Below are 16,297 nucleotides of genomic sequence, written 5' to 3'. Positions count from 1 at the left end.
CGCCGGCGCCACGACGTTGTGTGATGCGACGGTGCGGTCCAAGGCTCGGGCAGGTGCTCGGGAATTCACATGTTGAAATCCAGAGCACGACTGGACCGACCGGACGTTACCCGCCGGTATGGCTTCTTCGACAGGGGTCCCGGCGAGATGTTTGCTGCGTCACACGGATCGGTGTTTGTGCTTGTGTTCCTGCGCGCACAGTAGTCGAGCCATCTGACGACTGGCCAGTAACCATCGGTCCCCCCGCCACTGTTCACGTCTGCCGCACACGCCTACCCTTGATCGTCATGGCACCGACACCGACGGGAAACCGCAGGACGCGCGTCCACGTGGTCAGCGACGTACACGGCAACGCCCGAGACCTGGCCCGGGCCGGTGACGGCGCCGACGCCCTGATCTGCCTGGGCGACCTGGTGCTGTTCCTGGACTACGCCGACCACTCGCGCGGCATCTTCCCCGACCTGTTCGGCGTCGAGAACGCCGACCGCATCGTGGAGCTGCGCACCGCCCGGCGCTTCGAGGAGGCGCGCGCGTTCGGGGCGGCGCTGTGGGCCGGGATCGGCTCGGACCGGCGGGCGGTGATCGAGAAGGCGGTGCGCAAGCAGTACGCCGAGATGTTCGCGGCGTTCCCGACACCGACGTACGCCACCTACGGCAATGTCGACATGCCGCCCCTGTGGCCGGAGTACGCCGGGCCGGGCACCACGGTGCTGGACGGGGAGCGGGTGGAGATCGGCGGGTGGGTCTTCGGCTTCGTCGGCGGCGGCCTGCGCACTCCGATGCGCACCCCCTACGAGATCAGCGACGAGGAGTACGCCGCGAAGATCGAGGCCGTGGGCGAGGTGGACGTGCTGTGCACGCACATTCCGCCGGAGGTCCCGGAGTTGGTGTACGACACGGTGGCGCGGCGTTTCGAGCGGGGGAGCCGGGCGCTGCTGGACGCGATTCGCCGCACACGCCCGCGCTACTCACTCTTCGGACATGTCCACCAGCCGCTGGCGCGCAGGATGCGGATCGGGGCGACGGAGTGTGTGAACGTGGGGCATTTCGCCGGGTCGGGGAAGCCGTGGGCACTGGAGTGGTGAGCGAACGGGGGCCCGGAACGGTGCGTGAATTCGGGTCCGGTGGGCGTTTTCGCGACGATGGCGCAGGTGGGGGTGAAGTCGGCTGGTCGGGCGCGCGGTAGCCTTCACGCTGCACACGCGTGCGCACCACGACTTCATAGCGGCCCGCATCTGGAGGAGCCACGGCGATGGCGGAACACACCAGCTCGAGCATCACGATCGAGGCGGCACCGGCCGACGTCATGGGGGTGATCTCCGACTTCGCCCGCTACCCGGACTGGACCGGTGAGGTGAAGGAGGCGGAGGTCCTCAAGACCGACGACCAGGGCCGCGCCGAGCAGGTCCGCCTCGTCATGGACGCCGGCGCGATCAAGGACGACCAGGTGCTGGGGTACACCTGGACCGGTGAGTACGAGGTGTCCTGGACGCTGGTGAAGTCCCAGATGCTGCGGTCGCTCGACGGCTCGTACATCCTGAAGCCGGCGGGGGCGGGTTCGACCGAGGTCACGTACCAGCTGACGGTGGATGTGAAGATCCCGATGCTGGGGATGATCAAGCGGAAGGCCGAGAAGGTCATCATCGACCGTGCGTTGGCGGGTCTGAAGAAGCGGGTGGAATCGGGCAAGTAGGGGTCGCGCCGTAGGTGCCTGTGCTTTGCTGGCTCAGCTGCGGGCATTCGTGCCGCCTAGGGCGGCACGGGTGGGCGCAGGCGGCACCCCGTAGCGCCGGGCTGCGCGACCCACCCCCGCCCAGCCCCCACGCCGGGTACTGCGCAACACGGCCGAAGGGCAACGTCCGTTACGGTTCACCCCCATGCGCACCATCCTGATCACGGGCCCCGGCGGCAGCGGCCGTACCACCATCGCCGCTGCCACCGCGCTCTCGGCGGCAGCCAGCGGCACCAGAACCCTGGTCCTCAGCGCCGACCGCACCGACACCCTCGGCGCGGCCCTCGGCGCGAGCACAGGCCCGGCCCCCGCCCAGGTCGCCGAGAACCTCACCGCCTGGCGTCCCGACGCCGCCACCGGCTTCCGGGACGACCTCGCCGCCTTCCAGGACCGCGCCGCCTCCGCCCTCGACCTCCTCGGCGCCTCCCGCCTCGACCCGGAAGAGGTCACCCCCCTCCCCGGCGCCGAGGAACTCGCGCTGCTCCGTGCTCTCCGGGACGCCGCGCTCGCCGAGGCCCATGACCTCCTCGTCGTGGACCTTCCGGCCACCCCGCACGCCCTCGCCCTGCTCTCCCTCCCCGAGGAACTGCGCCGCTACCTGCGCCGGCTGCTCCCGTCCGAGCGGCAGGCGGCCCGTGCCCTGCGGCCCGTCCTGGGGCGGCTGGCCGGCGTGCCGATGCCCGCGGAGTGGCTGTACGAGACAGCGGCCCGCTGGGACGTCGAGCTCGCGGCGGCGCAGGCCGTCGTGGCCGACCGCGACACCGTCGTACGGCTGGTCGCCGAGCCGGGCCCGGGCGGCGCCGACGCCGTGCGCGCCGCCACCCTCGCCCTCGCCCTGCGCGGCCTGCGCCCCGACCTGCTGATCGCCAACCGCGTCCTGCCGGAGACGGCGGCGACGCCCGGCAGCTGGCTGGCCGGACCCGTCGCCCAGCAGCGCAAGGTCCTGGAGGAATGGCGGGAGGACTACGACGTCCATGGCGTCGCGCACCTCGGACGCGACCCTCGCGGCGCCGACGATCTCGACGCGCTCTCCGTCCCCATCGTCAACGACAGCTCGTCCACGGTCGAGTGGCCCGTCACCGACCGGCTCGCCGACGACGGCGTCCTGGTCTGGGCCATCCCGCTGCCGGGTGCCGTGCGCGACGAGCTCGACCTCATCCGTCGCGGCGACGAACTCGTCGTCACCGCCGGACAGTTCCGGCGTATCGTGCCCCTGCCGTCCGCCCTGCGCCGATGCGGGGTCGACGGGGCCGCGCTGCGGGACGGCGAGCTGCGGATCCGGTTCGCGCCGGACCCGGATCTCTGGCCGCGGACACGGTGAAGCAGGTACGGCCGTTCGGGTAACGTCGTAGAGACGAACCGTAGTCAGGAGTCCGTCATGAGCGAAGAGCTCCCCACGTCCGACGCCGGTAAGGATGAGGCCGTCGACGAGGTGCGGGCGAGCGACGCCGACGCCTGGGCGACGGCGTGCGCCGAGGACCTCGCCGCGGAGAAGGCCCGCCGCCGCGCCGAGCACGGCCCGCCGCCGGGCTCGGCCGCCGAGGAGCTGCGCAAGCTCGTCGACGCCGTCGCGGACAAGCTGTCCACCCTCCAGTCCCCGCTGCTCGGCGCGGTCGCCGGGCCGGCCGCCCAGCAGGTGGTCAAGCAGGTCGTGGAGCAGGCCAAGGCCGCCGTCGAGCCCGTCATAGAGCGCAACCCGGACGTCTTCGACCACCTGGCCGCCGCCGGCAACGAACTCCTCGCCGCCTACCGCTCCGCGGTCCAGGCCCAGGAACGGCGCTGGACGAGCGGTACGAACGACACCAACGCACTGGACGAGCTCGACGACGACCGCCGGGACCGGGGCGACGAGGACGGTCCCGGCAGCCAGCGCATCGACCTGGACTGACCTCGACCTGGTCCGACGGAGGACGCCTCCCTCCCGCAGCCCCGTCCGCCGGACGGACGACGGGACCCCGACGGCAGGGCCTCGGGTACGGTTGGCCGTAGCGGGGCTCGACCGAAACTGAGGGATTCATGGGACTCACCATCGGCGTCGACATCGGCGGTACCAAGATCGCGGCCGGTGTGGTCGACGAGGAAGGCAACATCCTCTCGACCCACAAGGTGCCGACCCCGGGCACGCCCGAGGGGATCGTGGACGCCATCGCCTCCGCCGTCGAGGGAGCGCGCGCCGGGCACGAGATCGTCGGCGTGGGTATCGGTGCGGCCGGTTACGTCAACCGCCAGCGCTCGGAGGTCTACTTCGCCCCCAACATCGACTGGCGCAACGAGCCGCTGAAGGAGAAGGTCGAGACCCGCGTCGGCCTCCCGGTCGTCGTCGAGAACGACGCCAACGCGGCCGCCTGGGGCGAGTACAAGTTCGGCGCGGGCAAGGGCCACCGCAACGTCATCTGCATCACCCTCGGCACCGGCCTCGGCGGCGGCATCATCATCGGCAACAAGCTGCGCCGCGGCCACTACGGCGTCGCCGCCGAGTTCGGCCACATCCGCATGGTGCCGGACGGCCTGCTGTGCGGCTGCGGCTCGCAGGGCTGCTGGGAGCAGTACGCCTCCGGGCGCGCCCTCGTCAGATACGCCAAGCAGCGCGCCAACGCCACCCCCGAGAACGCCGAGATCCTGCTCGGCATGGGTGACGGCACCCCCGACGGCATCGAGGGCAAGCACATCTCCATGGCCGCCCGCCAGGGCGACCCGGTCGCCGTCGACTCCTACCGCGAACTCGCCCGCTGGGCCGGCGCCGGCCTTGCCGACCTCGCCTCCCTGTTCGACCCGTCCGCCTTCATCGTCGGCGGCGGCCTCTCGGACGAGGGCGAACTGGTCCTCGACCCCATCCGCAAGTCCTACAAGCGCTGGCTCGTGGGCGGCAACTGGCGCCCGGTCGCCGACGTGATCGCGGCCCAGCTGGGCAACAAGGCGGGCCTGGTGGGTGCGGCGGACCTGGCCCGCGAGCCCGACCCGATCATGTAAGCCCCTCGCTTCTCGAGACACGGCCGCTGCCACGCCTTCAGGGGCGCGGGGAACTGCGCGATCAGCCACGATGAACCGGCAGTCGCACACGAACCTCGCGCCCCGAGCCATTGGGCGCTTGGCTGCCCCCCATCCCGGCCCCGGCGTACATTGACGGCATGGCAACGTCCCGCCCGGCGCTTCCAAGTTCCCGCACAGACCCCGACGGTTCAGCCCTCATCCGAGTCCTCAGCTACAACATCCGCTCGATGCGCGACGACACACACGCCCTCGCCCGCGTCATCAGCGCCTGCAATCCCGACCTGGTTCTCCTGCAGGAAGCCCCCCGCTTCTTCCGCTGGCGCAAGAAACTCGCCCGCCTGGCCCGCGCATCGAACCTCGTGATCCTCACGGGCGGCGCCACAGCCTCGGGACCAGCGATTCTGTGCAACCTCAGGGCCACCGTCGAGCGCACGGAGGACGTACTCCTCCCCCTCACCCCCGGCCTCCACCGCCGAGGCTTCGCCACCGCAGTGGTCCGCTTCGGCGGCGCTCGCCTCGGCGTACTGAGCTGCCACCTCTCGCTGGAGAAGAACGAGCGCTACGAGCAGGGCGGCATGCTGCTGGACCGCCTCGCCGGGCTCGGCACCCCGCACGCCGTCGCGGGCGGCGACCTGAACGAGCGCCCCGGCGGACGCACCTTCCGCCGCATCGCGGACGGCCTCCAGGACTGCTGGGCCACCGCCCCCTGGGGCAGCGAGTACACCTCGACCCCGACCGACCCCCACCAGCGCATCGACGCGATCTTCGCCACCAAGGGCATCGAGGTACTCGGCTGCGGGGTGCCCGTGAACCAGCTCGGCATCACCGACGCGGACCTGAGGGCGGCCACGGACCACCTCCCGCTCCTGGCCGCCCTCAAAATCCCGGCGTCCTAGACGACCGCACCCCGCCCCGGGTCGTCGTCGTCCTCGTCGTCCGTCTTCATCCGCATGACCAGCGTGGCGAACCCGCCCAGGAACCCGCCGATGCCCAGCGTGGCCAGCCACCACGTCATGTCCCAGCTGAGCAGGACGGCGAGCAGCAGCAGGACCGGCCCGCCGATCACCGCGAGCCAGGCGAACTTCGCCGTCGCGTCGGCGGCGGGCAGCGGCGGCGGCTCCGGCGGTACGAAGTGGCCCTCGTCGTCGGCGCCGAAGTCGTCCTCGGACGGCTCCGGCACGCTGTAGTCGCGCGGTCCGACGCCGACACCGACGCCCGGCGCGAAGGAGACGGAGCTGCCCAGCGGCCGGGCCGGTTCGTCCTCCTTGGACTCCCCGCCGTTGTCGCCCGGCTCGTCCCTGCCCTTCGTGCCCTCGGGCTCGTCGTCGGTGTCGGACTCCAGCAGCGCCAGGTCCTCCACCGACTTGAACGGCTTCGAGCCCGGCGGGTCCGCCGGCTCGTCGCCGTACCCGGCGACGATCGCGGCCCAGGCGGCGTCCTCGTCGAACGGGACGTGCTGCTCTTCCGGCTCGCGATCCTCGCGGTCCCCGCGCCTCTCGCGGTCGGAGTCGTGCTCAGCCACGTGCGGTCGTCCCTTCCTTGCCCACGCCGGTTGCGAGCCGGTCCATGAAGCCGAGGCTCTCCTCGAAGATCCGGTCCGCGTCATGGTCCAACGTCGCCACGTGATAGCTCTGTTCCAGCACGATCTCCGTTACGTCCGTCGACGACACCCTGCTCAGGATCCGGGCCGAGTCCGCAGCGGGCACGACGTGGTCCTCCCTGCTGCGCAGGAGCAGCAGCGGCTGGGTGACCTGCGGCAGCTCACCGTCGGTCAGACGGAAGAAGGTCCGCAGGGAGTGGGACGCGTGCAGCGGCACCCGGCCGTAGCCGATCTCGACGGCGCCCTCCTTGGCGATGTCACCGGTGATCCCCTTCGTCGTACGGACGACGTGGCGGGACACCGGAAGGGTGTACGCGGACAGCCCGTGCACCCTGTTCGCCGGGTTGACGACGACCACGCCGGCCACGTCCTCACCGTGCTTCGCGGCGAGCCGCAGCGCGAGGGCGCCGCCCATGGACAGGCCGGCCACGAAGATCCGCTCGCAGCGGTCGCGCAGGTTCCGCAGGGCGCGGTCCACCTCGGCGTACCAGTCCTGCCAGCCGGTGAGCGCCATGTCCTCCCAGCGCGTGCCGTGCCCCGGCAGCAGCGGCAGCGAGACCGTGAGCTCGCGCTCGGCGAGGTACTCCGCCCAGGGGCGCAGCGACTGGGGGGAACCCGTGAAGCCGTGACAGAGGAGGACCCCGACCTCCCCGCCCTCGTGGCGGTATGGCTCGGCTCCAGGAAGGACCGGCACCTTACGGTCTCCTGTTCGTGAGAGGGACGACATGGACCAGAGCGGATACAGCAGTCGATACAGCCAGGTGTGCTTCACCGTACGCGACCGCACTGACACCGACCAGGGCCGTCGGACTCTTTGACAGTGCTCCGGGTTAAGGTCTGATCTACAGATACAGGAGGCACTCGGTTGTTGTACGGCGCGATGAAGGTGACCATCGGGGGACCGCTGAAGGTCGCCTTCAGGCCCTGGGTGGAAGGCCTGGAGAACATTCCCGCCGAGGGCCCCGCGATCCTCGCGAGCAACCACCTGTCCTTCTCGGACTCGTTCTTCCTGCCCGCGGTCCTCGACCGCAAGGTGACCTTCATCGCGAAGGCCGAGTACTTCACCACCCCGGGCGTCAAGGGCAGGCTGACGGCCGCGTTCTTCAAGGGCGTCGGCCAGCTGCCCGTGGACCGCTCCGGGGCGCGCGGTGCGGGCGAGGCGGCGATCAAGAGCGGCATAGAGGTCCTGGAGCGCGGCGAGCTGTTCGGGATCTACCCGGAGGGCACGCGCTCGCCCGACGGCCGCCTCTACCGGGGCAAGCCCGGCGGCCTCGCGCGCGTGGCGCTCGCCACCGGAGCGCCGGTCATCCCGGTCGCCATGATCGACACGGAGAAGATCCAGCCGCCCGGCAAGATCATGCCGAAGCTGATGCGCCCGGGCATCCGGATCGGCAAGCCCCTGGACTTCAGCCGGTACCAGGGCATGGAGCACGACCGGTTCGTGCTCCGCGCGGTGACCGACGAGGTCATGTACGAGATCATGAGGCTCTCCGGCCAGGAGTACGTCGACATGTACGCGACCGCCGCCAAGCGGCAGATCGCGGATGCGGCGAAGGCCGAGAAGGAACAGGCGCGCAAGAAGAAGGAACAGCCCGAATAGAGTCGGCCGCAGCTGAGCCGAGGGGGGCCGAGGGGTGGGGGCAAGTGGCGGCACGTGAGCGGGTCATGAGGATGTCCGTCGAGCAGCCGCTGTGGCGTGCGCTCACCGGCTACCGGGTGCTGACCATGGTGTACGCCATCGGGCTGTTCATCAGCGCCTACGACGAGGTCGCCCGCCCCTGGGTGGCCATCGCCTACTTCGCCGTACTGGCCGTGTGGACGCTGGCCACCCTGCCCAGGGTCGCGAACGCCGCGAGCTGCACCAAGCGCTTCCTCGTCGTGGACCTCACCATCGCCCTGGCCGGCATCCTGCTCACCCGGCTCGCCGAGACGCCCGCGCGGATCGACGCCGGGGCCCCGACCCTGCCGTCGATATGGACCGCGGGCGCCGTGCTCGCGTTCGCCATCAAGGGCGGCTGGCGCTGGGCCGCCTTCGCCTCGACGCTGGTCGCCGCCGCCAACCTGGTCCACCGCTCCGGCGTGCCGACCCGCGACACCGTCCACATGGTGCTGCTCGTGTGGATCGCCTCCATCGCCATCGGGTACGTCGTCGAGGTCGCCCGCGCCTCCGAGCGCACCCTCGCCCGCGCCCTGGAGATCGAGGCGGCCACGCGTGAGCGGGAGCGGCTCGCCCGGGACATCCACGACAGCGTGCTCCAGGTGCTGGCGATGGTGCAGCGGCGCGGCGCCGTCATCGGCGGCGAGGCGGCCGAGCTCGGCCGGATGGCCGGCGAGCAGGAGGTGGCGCTGCGCACGCTGGTCTCGGGCGGGCTGCTGCCCGTCTCGCGGGTGTCCGAGGACGCCGCGGACGGGGCGGTCGTACGGACCGTGCACGTGCCTGACGACACCGACGGTCCCGTCGATCTGCGTGCCCTGCTCGCCCCGTACGCGAGCGCCAGGGTGAGCCTCGCCGAGCCCGGCGCGCCCGTGCCGCTGATCCCGCTCGCGGCGCGGGAGCTGGCCGCTGCCGTCGGGGCCGCCCTGGACAACGTCCGCAAGCACGCGGGGGAGCACGCGCGCGCGTGGATCCTCGTCGAGGACGAGCCCGACTCGGTGATCGTCACCGTGCGGGACGACGGACCCGGCATCCCCGATGGCCGGCTCGCGCAGGCCGAGGGCGAGGGGCGGCTCGGAGTCGCTTTGTCGATCCGGGGGCGGCTGCGGGACCTCGGCGGCAGCGCCGAGCTGATCTCGGTGCCGGGGCAGGGCACCGAAGTGGAACTGAAGGTACCGAAGGACACCAGCGCTTCACGGGGGAAGGCGGAGCAGCGATGACGGACACCGTGCGCGGACGAGACGGACAGCAGGGCGCGATCAGGGTCATGGTGGTCGACGACCACCCCATGTGGCGCGACGCGGTCGCCCGCGACCTCTCGGAGTCCGGCTTCGACGTGGTCGCCACCGCGGGCGACGGCGACCAGGCCGTACGCCGCGCCAAGGCCGCCACCCCCGACGTCCTGGTGCTCGACCTCAACCTGCCGGCCAAGCCCGGCGTCCAGGTCTGCAAGGAGCTGGTCGGTCACAACCCGGCCCTGCGCGTCCTCGTCCTGTCCGCGAGCGGTGAGCACGCCGACGTGCTGGAGGCCGTGAAGTCCGGCGCGACCGGCTATCTGCTGAAGTCGGCGTCCACGGAGGAGCTGCTGGACGCGGTGCGCCGTACCGCCGTCGGCGACCCGGTGTTCACGCCGGGCCTGGCCGGACTGGTCCTCGGCGAGTACCGCCGCCTTGCCTCCGAGCCCGCGCCCGCCGCCCTCGACGCCGACCAGCCGGGGGCCCCGCAGCTCACCGAGCGCGAGACCGAGGTGCTGCGGCTCGTCGCCAAGGGCCTGAGCTACAAGCAGATCGCCGAACGCCTGGTCATCTCCCACCGCACGGTCCAGAACCACGTCCAGAACACCCTGGGCAAGCTGCAGTTGCACAACAGGGTGGAGCTGGTGCGGTACGCGATCGAGCGGGGGCTCGACGACGCATGATCGGCCGATCCGCTGACCCGATGAATCAGCCCGTGCGTAAACCAACCGCCTGACGCTTCACCGGAATTGCCCTTCCCGCCCATCCCTGTGTGACCCGGATCACCATTAGCGTGGCCCTCACCAGGCAACCGCGGCGAAGGGACATTTCCATGCGGGTCGGAGTACTGACCGGAGGCGGCGACTGCCCCGGTCTCAACGCCGTCATCCGGGCCGTCGTCCGCAAGGGCGTGCAGGAGTACGGCTACGACTTCGTCGGCTTCCGGGACGGCTGGCGAGGTCCGCTCGAGAACGACACCGTCCGTCTCGACATCCCCGCCGTGCGCGGCATCCTGCCCCGCGGCGGCACCATTCTCGGCTCCTCGCGCACCAACCCCCTCAAGCAGGAGGACGGCATCCGCCGGATCAAGGAGAACCTCGCCAAGCAGGAGGTCGAGGCGCTCATCGCCATCGGCGGCGAGGACACCCTCGGCGTCGCCACCGCCCTGTCCGACGAGTACGGCGTGCCCTGCGTCGGCGTACCCAAGACGATCGACAACGACCTGTCCGCCACCGACTACACCTTCGGCTTCGACACCGCCGTCGGCATCGCGACGGAGGCCATCGACCGGCTGCACACCACCGCCGAGTCCCATATGCGCGTCCTGGTCGTCGAGGTGATGGGCCGTCACGCCGGCTGGATCGCCATCCACTCCGGCCTGGCCGGCGGCGCCAACGTCATCCTCATCCCCGAGCAGCGCTTCGACGTCGACAAGGTGTGCGCCTGGGTGACCTCCCGCTTCAAGGCCTCGTACGCCCCGATCGTCGTCGTCGCCGAGGGCGCGATGCCGAAGGACGGCGACATGGTCCTCAAGGACGAGTCGCTGGACTCCTTCGGCCACGTCCGGCTGTCCGGCGTCGGCGAGTGGCTGGCCAAGGAGATCGAGAGGCGGACGGGCAAGGAGGCCCGTACGACGGTCCTCGGTCATGTCCAGCGCGGCGGCACGCCCAGCGCCTTCGACCGCTGGCTCGCCACCCGCTTCGGGCTGCACGCCATCGAGGCCGTCCGCGACGGCGACTTCGGCAAGATGGTCGCCCTGCGCGGCACGGACATCGTCCGCGTCCCGATCGCGGACGCCACGGCCAAGCTGAAGACGGTGGATCCGAAGCTGTACGAGGAGGTCGGGGTCTTCTTCGGCTGACCGCGGGCCGTGGACAGGAGCGGAAGTCCGGGGGCGGCAGCCCCCGGACGACTAAACGGTCGTGTTCCGCAGCTGACCGACCAACTCCCGTACGATGACCGCCCCGTTCAGCGTCAGGATCGACTCCGGGTGGAACTGCACCCCCGCGAACCCGGGTCCTCGCACGGCATGCACCTCCCCGTTGCCGGCCCGGCTGACCTCGATGCCGTGCGCGGCCAGCTCTTCGGCCACCCCGTCCTCGCAGCGCGCCACGAAGCTGTTGTAGAAGCCGACGGTCTCGGCCCGCCCGAACAGGTCGATCGCCGTCTGGGCGCCCTGGTAGGGCACTTCCTTCCGTACGATCTCCAGCCCCAGTTCGGCCGCGATCAGCTCGTGCCCGAGGCAGACGCCCAGCACACCGTGCCGGTGGTTCCGGATGACCTCGGCCGTGAGGTCCCGCAGGAACCGCATCTTCGGGTCGGTGAGGTCGGACGGATCACCCGGCCCGGGGCCCAGCACGACCGGGCCCGCGTGCCCGAGCACCACCTCCCGCAGCCCGGCCTCGTCATAGCGCCGGACGGTCACATTCAGTCCGCTCGACCGCAGCACATGGGCCAGCATCGCCGTGAAGGTGTCCTCGCCGTCGACGACCAGGGCATGGCCCTCCAGGGACTCGGACTGCTCCTGCATCCGCAGCCAGAACGGTGCCAGCGACGCCCGGCGCCCGTCGAGGGCGGCACGCACGCGTGGGTCGTCGGCGAGATCCACGCGCGCGTGCTCCTCACGCGGCCGGGACGGACGTACGCCCAACGCAGCCAGTACCCCCGCCGCCTTCGCGTGGGTCTCCGCGACCTCGCTCCGCGGATCCGACCCGCGCACGAGCGTGGCGCCGACCGGCACCCGCAGCCCGCCGTCGGCGTCGATGTCGGCGGTGCGGATGAGGATGGGGGAGTCGAGGGTCTGGGCCCCGCCGGAATCCCGGCCGATGAGCGCCAGCGCGCCCGCGTAGTACCCGCGCCCGCCGACCTCGTGCCGCTCGATGACCCGGCAGGCGTTCTGCACCGGCGAGCCGGTGACGGTGGCCGCGAACATGGTCTCGCGCAGCACCTCCCGCACATCCAGCGAGGACTTCCCGCGCAGCTCGTACTCGGTGTGCGCGAGGTGCGCCATCTCCTTGAGCCGGGGCCCGACGACCACCCCGCCCATGTCACCGACGGTGCACATCATCTTGAGTTCCTCGTCGACGACCATCGACAGCTCCTCGATCTCCTTGCCGTCGGCGAGGAAGCCGAGCAGGTGCTCGGGGGTGGGCCCCTCGGCGGGGTAGCGGTACGTCCCGCTGATCGGGTTCATGACGACGGTGCCGCCGGACATCCGGACGTGCACCTCGGGGCTGGCCCCGACCAGCGTCCGCTCCCCGGTGTGCACCACGAACGTCCAGTACGCGCCCCGCTCACCCTCCAGCAACCGCCGGAACAGCGCGAGGGCGTCGGCGCGTGCGAACCCCGGGATCGCACCCTCGTACGTCCGCCGGATCACGAAGTTCGCGCCCTCGCCCCGCCCGATCTCGTCCCGCAGCACCCGCCCGACGATCTCCGCGTACTCCTCGTCGGCCACGTCGAAGCCTCCGCCCTCGACGCGCACGGCATGCGCAGGGAGCTGGTCGAGAGCATCGGCGAGCGGGATGTCGTACGACTCCTCGGGCGTCAGCACCGACAGGGGCGTGCCGTCGTCGCGGACGTCGAAGCCGCGCTCGCGGATCTGCCGGAAGGGGACGAGCACCAGGCCCTCGTCGGGAAGGTCGGCGAGGCGGTCGTAGGTACTGACCGGGCCGATCACGACCTCCACGGTCTCGTGATCGTGGCCCGGGGTGCGGCGGCGCAGCAGGGCGAACGGACGGGGGTCGTCCAGCAAGCCGAGCAGGTTCATGGGTCCGAGCTCCTTCTCAGTGGTACCCAGCGGTACTCAGTCGGAGAGGAACGGACCCCGGAAACACCGAAGGCCGCCCCTCGGGCGGCCTTCGCGAAGTCTTGCGTACGCGCAGTCAGTGGGCCGCCGGATGAGCGGTCCACCACCAGTTCTGGGTCGAGTGCGCGAACATGCCAGGCACCCTACCCGATGTCCGAGGCATGTACCCCGTGTCTCAATTGCTGGGCATGGGGCAGGACGCCCGACACGACCCCGTAATGTTGAGGCGTGACCGTGAACGCTAAGACCAGCGCGAGTGCTGGCAACACCTGGCGAGACCTGCCCGCGGCGCAGCAGCCCGAGTACCCCGACCCCGAGGCTCTGCGCGCAGTCGTTGCGGAGCTGGAGTCGTATCCGCCGCTCGTCTTCGCGGGCGAGTGCGACCAGCTGCGCGCCCGGATGGCGGCCGTCGCCAAGGGAGAGGCGTTCCTCCTCCAGGGCGGCGACTGCGCCGAGGCCTTCGACGCGGTGTCCGCCGACCAGATCCGCAACAAGCTCAAGACCCTCCTCCAGATGGGCGCCGTGCTGACGTACGCCGCCTCGGTGCCGGTCGTGAAGGTCGGCCGGATCGCCGGCCAGTACTCCAAGCCGCGCTCCAAGCCGACCGAGACCCGCGACGGCGTGACCCTGCCGACCTACCGCGGCGACTCCGTCAACGGCTTCGACTTCACCGAGGCCGCCCGCGTCCCGGACCCCGAGCGCCTGAAGCGGATGTACAACGCGTCCGCCTCCACGCTCAACCTGGTGCGCGCCTTCACCACCGGCGGCTACGCCGACCTGCGCCAGGTGCACGCCTGGAACCAGGACTTCGTGAAGTCGTCCCCCTCCGGTCAGCGCTACGAGCAGCTCGCGCGTGAGATCGACAACGCGCTGAACTTCATGCACGCCTGCGGGGCCGACCCGGAGGAGTTCAAGACCGTCGAGTTCTACTCCTCGCACGAGGCGCTGCTGCTCGACTACGAGTCCGCGCTGACCAGGGTCGACTCCCGCACCGGGCGGCTGTACGACGTCTCGGCGCACATGGTGTGGATCGGTGAGCGCACCCGGCAGCTGGACCACGCGCACATCGAGTTCGCGTCCAGGATCCGCAACCCGATCGGCATCAAGCTCGGCCCGACGACGACGGCCGAGGAGGCGCTGCAGTACATCGACCGCCTGGACCCGGAGCGTGAGCCGGGCCGGCTGACCTTCATCGTCCGCATGGGCGCCGACAAGATCCGGGACAAGCTCCCCGAGCTGGTCGAGAAGGTCACCGCCTCCGGCGCGACCGTGGCCTGGGTGACCGACCCGATGCACGGCAACACCTTCGAGGCGGCCTCCGGTCACAAGACCCGCCGCTTCGACGACGTGCTCGACGAGGTCAAGGGCTTCTTCGAGGTCCACAAGGGCCTCGGCACCCACCCGGGCGGCATCCACGTCGAGCTCACCGGTGACGACGTCACCGAGTGCGTCGGCGGCGGCGACGAGATCTTCGTCGACGACCTGCACCAGCGCTACGAGACGGCCTGCGACCCGCGGCTCAACCGCAGCCAGTCGCTTGACCTGGCGTTCCTCGTCGCGGAGATGTACAGGGACCAGTAACCGGTTCGGTTGTTACCGGCATGTGGATGGGGCGCGGATCACATACGATCCGCGCCCCGCTCCACTTTTACGGCTCCCGGGTGACGGGTAAGGTTAGGTTAGCCTCACCGATCAAGGGGATGGCACATCGATCCCGCCGGGAGGTGAACCGCGTGTACGTCTGCAGTTGCTTCGGCATCACCGAGCAGCAGGTCAAGAAGCACGCGGCGGACGGCGCCTGCACCCCCCGCCAGATAGCCTCGGCCTGCAAGGCCGGCACGGACTGCGGATCGTGTGTACGCCGTATTCAGGCGCTCCTGGGCAGGGGTGCGTGCCCGCGCCGCGAGCTCGCCGACCGGGGCAGGCCGGTGCTCGCCGAGCTGGAGCCCGAGCTGGACGAAGTGGCCTAGGGCAGGTCCTAGCTCGGCTGCTCGATCTGCTGCGCGATGTAGAGCGCCTCACCGAGCTTGTCGATGAGCTCCAGCTGCGTGTCCAGGTAGTCGATGTGGTGCTCCTCGTCCTCGAGGATCGACTCGAAGAGATTCGCGGATGTGATGTCGCCCTTGGTGCGCATGACCTCGATGCCACGCTTGAGGCGGTCGATCGCCTCGACCTCGACCTGCCGGTCGGCCTGGAACATCTCGGTCACCGTCTGGCCGACGCGCACGTGGAACAGCCGCTGGTAGTTGGGCAGGCCGTCCAGCATGAGAATGCGCTCGGTGAGCTTGTCCGCGTGCTTCATCTCGTCGATGGATTCTTCACGCGTGTACTTGGCGAGCTTGGTCCAGCCTTTGTTGTCCTGGATCCGGTAGTGCAGCCAGTACTGGTTGATCGCGGTGAGCTCGCCGGTCAGCTGCTCGTTCAGGAATTCGAGGACCTCGGGGTCGCCCTGCATCGCAGAGGCTCCTTCCAAGCGGGGGGAACTGGCAGGATGCGCCGCATGATTCCACCGGCCGCGAAGATCGTCCAGTAAGTCTTCACTTAGTAAGTAAGGGCATGCTTAGTCCAGTTTGTGCTGAATTGAGGGGGGTGGGGTCAGGTGCACTGCTTCGGGTCTGTCAGGATGGAGTCATGGGTCAGCCGGTGGAGAGCGAAAGTGGGGCAGCAGCACACTCCGAGCTTCCGCCGGGGCAGCGAGTGCAGCGCGGCTGGCCGGTCACGCACTACGGCCCGGTTCCGAAGTTCCGTCCCGAACGCTGGGAGTTCAGGGTGTTCGGGGCCACCGCCGACGGCGAGAAGCACTGCTGGACCCATGAGGAGTTCACGGCCCTGCCGTACACCACCGTCGTAGCCGATCTGCACTGCGTCACGAAGTTCAGCATGCTCGGCGCGGAGTGGGGCGGCATCCCGGCCCGGACGATCCTGGAGATCGCCCCGCCCGCCCCGGCCGTCACCCACGTGATGGTGTGGGCGGAGTACGGCTTCAGCTCCAACCTCCGCCTCGCCGACTTCGCCTCCGAGCGCACGATCTTCGCCACCCACAAGGACGGCGAACTGCTCACGGCGGAGCACGGCTTCCCCCTCCGTCTGGTCGTCCCCCATCTGTACGCCTGGAAGGGGCCCAAGTGGGTCCGGGGCGTGGAGTACATGACCGCGGACCGCCGTGGCTTCTGGGAGGAGCGCGGCTACCACAACATCGGCGACCCGTGGCGGGAGCAGCGCTACTCGTACCAGGAGGAGCCCGGGGACGGGCCCGAGCTCTGACTCCCGGTCCTGT

At 70.5% G+C, this 16,297-nt stretch carries 18 protein-coding genes; 13 read left to right on the top strand and 5 right to left on the bottom strand.

The window, feature by feature from the left end; translation table 11 throughout:
• Positions 1-287 precede the first annotated feature (287 nt).
• The 6 genes from IF78_RS0118635 to IF78_RS0118610 all read left to right on the top strand — a co-directional run bounded on the left by IF78_RS0118635 (position 288) and on the right by IF78_RS0118610 (position 5,619).
• Positions 288-1,085 (top strand): metallophosphoesterase family protein, encoded by a 798-nt coding sequence (locus IF78_RS0118635; protein WP_078662495.1) that lies wholly within the window; start codon positions 288-290, stop codon positions 1,083-1,085.
• A 167-nt stretch (positions 1,086-1,252) separates the two neighbouring features.
• Entirely contained in the window at positions 1,253-1,693 is a 441-nt protein-coding gene (locus IF78_RS0118630; protein WP_031483304.1) for an SRPBCC family protein, read from the top strand.
• A 184-nt stretch (positions 1,694-1,877) separates the two neighbouring features.
• Positions 1,878-3,053 (top strand): ArsA family ATPase, encoded by a 1,176-nt coding sequence (locus tag IF78_RS0118625; RefSeq protein WP_031483305.1) that lies wholly within the window; start codon positions 1,878-1,880, stop codon positions 3,051-3,053.
• Between the two features lie 57 nt (positions 3,054-3,110).
• A complete protein-coding gene (locus tag IF78_RS0118620) occupies positions 3,111-3,620 on the top strand; it encodes a DUF5304 domain-containing protein (RefSeq protein WP_031483306.1) in 510 nt (169 codons plus the stop codon).
• A 128-nt stretch (positions 3,621-3,748) separates the two neighbouring features.
• Complete coding sequence (locus tag IF78_RS0118615; protein ID WP_031483307.1) at positions 3,749-4,702, top strand: ROK family glucokinase; 954 nt, start codon at positions 3,749-3,751, stop codon at positions 4,700-4,702.
• A 158-nt stretch (positions 4,703-4,860) separates the two neighbouring features.
• Positions 4,861-5,619: an endonuclease/exonuclease/phosphatase family protein gene (locus IF78_RS0118610; RefSeq protein WP_031483308.1), complete on the top strand. Its 759-nt coding sequence runs from the start codon at positions 4,861-4,863 to the stop codon at positions 5,617-5,619.
• Here IF78_RS0118610 and IF78_RS0118605 read toward each other — a convergent pair.
• Together IF78_RS0118605 and IF78_RS0118600 are read right to left on the bottom strand one after the other, a co-directional pair.
• Entirely contained in the window at positions 5,616-6,245 is a 630-nt protein-coding gene (locus IF78_RS0118605; protein ID WP_031483309.1) for a hypothetical protein, read from the bottom strand. The genes IF78_RS0118610 and IF78_RS0118605 overlap by 4 nt on opposite strands.
• Complete coding sequence (locus IF78_RS0118600) at positions 6,238-7,017, bottom strand: alpha/beta hydrolase (RefSeq protein WP_031483310.1); 780 nt, start codon at positions 7,015-7,017, stop codon at positions 6,238-6,240. The genes IF78_RS0118605 and IF78_RS0118600 overlap by 8 nt, the downstream gene beginning before the upstream one ends.
• Positions 7,018-7,203: 186 nt before the next feature.
• Here IF78_RS0118600 and IF78_RS0118595 point away from each other — a divergent pair, with 186 nt between their 5' ends.
• From IF78_RS0118595 to IF78_RS0118580, 4 genes are all read left to right on the top strand, one after another.
• Positions 7,204-7,923 (top strand): lysophospholipid acyltransferase family protein, encoded by a 720-nt coding sequence (locus tag IF78_RS0118595; protein WP_031483311.1) that lies wholly within the window; start codon positions 7,204-7,206, stop codon positions 7,921-7,923.
• Between the two features lie 44 nt (positions 7,924-7,967).
• The gene (macS, locus tag IF78_RS0118590) at positions 7,968-9,197 is read left to right on the top strand and encodes a MacS family sensor histidine kinase (RefSeq protein WP_369122749.1); all 1,230 of its coding nucleotides are present in this window, start codon (positions 7,968-7,970) and stop codon (positions 9,195-9,197) included.
• A complete protein-coding gene (locus tag IF78_RS0118585; RefSeq protein WP_031483313.1) occupies positions 9,194-9,895 on the top strand; it encodes a response regulator in 702 nt (233 codons plus the stop codon). The genes macS and IF78_RS0118585 overlap by 4 nt, the downstream gene beginning before the upstream one ends.
• A gap of 149 nt (positions 9,896-10,044) precedes the next feature.
• Positions 10,045-11,073 carry a 6-phosphofructokinase gene (locus IF78_RS0118580; RefSeq protein WP_031483314.1) on the top strand — a complete coding sequence of 343 codons (1,029 nt, stop codon included), beginning with the start codon at positions 10,045-10,047 and terminating at the stop codon, positions 11,071-11,073.
• 51 nt (positions 11,074-11,124) lie between these two features.
• On the opposite strand, the gene IF78_RS0118575 is transcribed toward IF78_RS0118580, so the two are convergent.
• On the bottom strand, positions 11,125-12,981 hold the full coding sequence (locus IF78_RS0118575) for an anthranilate synthase family protein (RefSeq protein WP_031483315.1): 1,857 nt from the start codon (positions 12,979-12,981) through the stop codon (positions 11,125-11,127).
• Positions 12,982-13,096: 115 nt separating this feature from the next.
• Entirely contained in the window at positions 13,097-13,153 is a 57-nt protein-coding gene (locus tag IF78_RS50885; RefSeq protein ID WP_071528813.1) for a trp operon leader peptide, read from the bottom strand.
• Between the two features lie 95 nt (positions 13,154-13,248).
• Between IF78_RS50885 and IF78_RS0118570 the strand changes: the two genes are divergently transcribed.
• Together IF78_RS0118570 and IF78_RS0118565 are read left to right on the top strand one after the other, a co-directional pair.
• Positions 13,249-14,601, top strand: coding sequence for a class II 3-deoxy-7-phosphoheptulonate synthase (locus IF78_RS0118570; protein ID WP_031483316.1), 1,353 nt, complete (start codon positions 13,249-13,251; stop codon positions 14,599-14,601).
• A 119-nt stretch (positions 14,602-14,720) separates the two neighbouring features.
• Positions 14,721-14,990, top strand: coding sequence for a (2Fe-2S)-binding protein (locus IF78_RS0118565; protein WP_107049967.1), 270 nt, complete (start codon positions 14,721-14,723; stop codon positions 14,988-14,990).
• A gap of 8 nt (positions 14,991-14,998) precedes the next feature.
• Here the strand turns inward: IF78_RS0118565 and bfr are convergent, their stop codons facing one another.
• Positions 14,999-15,475 (bottom strand): bacterioferritin, encoded by a 477-nt coding sequence (gene bfr / locus IF78_RS0118560; RefSeq protein WP_031483318.1) that lies wholly within the window; start codon positions 15,473-15,475, stop codon positions 14,999-15,001.
• Between the two features lie 176 nt (positions 15,476-15,651).
• On the opposite strand from bfr, the gene IF78_RS0118555 reads away from it, so the two are divergent.
• Positions 15,652-16,284 carry a sulfite oxidase-like oxidoreductase gene (locus IF78_RS0118555; RefSeq protein ID WP_031483319.1) on the top strand — a complete coding sequence of 211 codons (633 nt, stop codon included), beginning with the start codon at positions 15,652-15,654 and terminating at the stop codon, positions 16,282-16,284.
• Positions 16,285-16,297: the final 13 nt, after the last annotated feature.

It is taken from the genome of Streptomyces bicolor (assembly GCF_000719285.1).
Taxonomy (GTDB): domain Bacteria; phylum Actinomycetota; class Actinomycetes; order Streptomycetales; family Streptomycetaceae; genus Streptomyces; species Streptomyces bicolor.
This window is presented reverse-complemented; position numbering and strand designations above follow the sequence as displayed.

Excerpts from the sequence above, each read along its gene's own strand:
- IF78_RS0118555 (WP_031483319.1), top strand. The coding sequence starts at position 15,652 with ATGGGTCAGCCGGTGGAGAGCGAAAGTGGGGCAGCAGCACACTCCGAG.
- IF78_RS0118625 (WP_031483305.1), top strand. The coding sequence starts at position 1,878 with ATGCGCACCATCCTGATCACGGGCCCCGGCGGCAGCGGCCGTACCACC.
- bfr (WP_031483318.1), bottom strand. The coding sequence starts at position 15,475 with ATGCAGGGCGACCCCGAGGTCCTCGAATTCCTGAACGAGCAGCTGACC.
- IF78_RS0118575 (WP_031483315.1), bottom strand. The coding sequence starts at position 12,981 with ATGAACCTGCTCGGCTTGCTGGACGACCCCCGTCCGTTCGCCCTGCTG.
- IF78_RS0118620 (WP_031483306.1), top strand. The coding sequence starts at position 3,111 with ATGAGCGAAGAGCTCCCCACGTCCGACGCCGGTAAGGATGAGGCCGTC.
- IF78_RS0118615 (WP_031483307.1), top strand. The coding sequence starts at position 3,749 with ATGGGACTCACCATCGGCGTCGACATCGGCGGTACCAAGATCGCGGCC.
- IF78_RS0118595 (WP_031483311.1), top strand. The coding sequence starts at position 7,204 with ATGAAGGTGACCATCGGGGGACCGCTGAAGGTCGCCTTCAGGCCCTGG.
- IF78_RS0118610 (WP_031483308.1), top strand. The coding sequence starts at position 4,861 with ATGGCAACGTCCCGCCCGGCGCTTCCAAGTTCCCGCACAGACCCCGAC.
- IF78_RS0118580 (WP_031483314.1), top strand. The coding sequence starts at position 10,045 with ATGCGGGTCGGAGTACTGACCGGAGGCGGCGACTGCCCCGGTCTCAAC.
- IF78_RS0118630 (WP_031483304.1), top strand. The coding sequence starts at position 1,253 with ATGGCGGAACACACCAGCTCGAGCATCACGATCGAGGCGGCACCGGCC.
- IF78_RS0118585 (WP_031483313.1), top strand. The coding sequence starts at position 9,194 with ATGACGGACACCGTGCGCGGACGAGACGGACAGCAGGGCGCGATCAGG.
- IF78_RS0118635 (WP_078662495.1), top strand. The coding sequence starts at position 288 with ATGGCACCGACACCGACGGGAAACCGCAGGACGCGCGTCCACGTGGTC.
- IF78_RS0118565 (WP_107049967.1), top strand. The coding sequence starts at position 14,721 with ATGGCACATCGATCCCGCCGGGAGGTGAACCGCGTGTACGTCTGCAGT.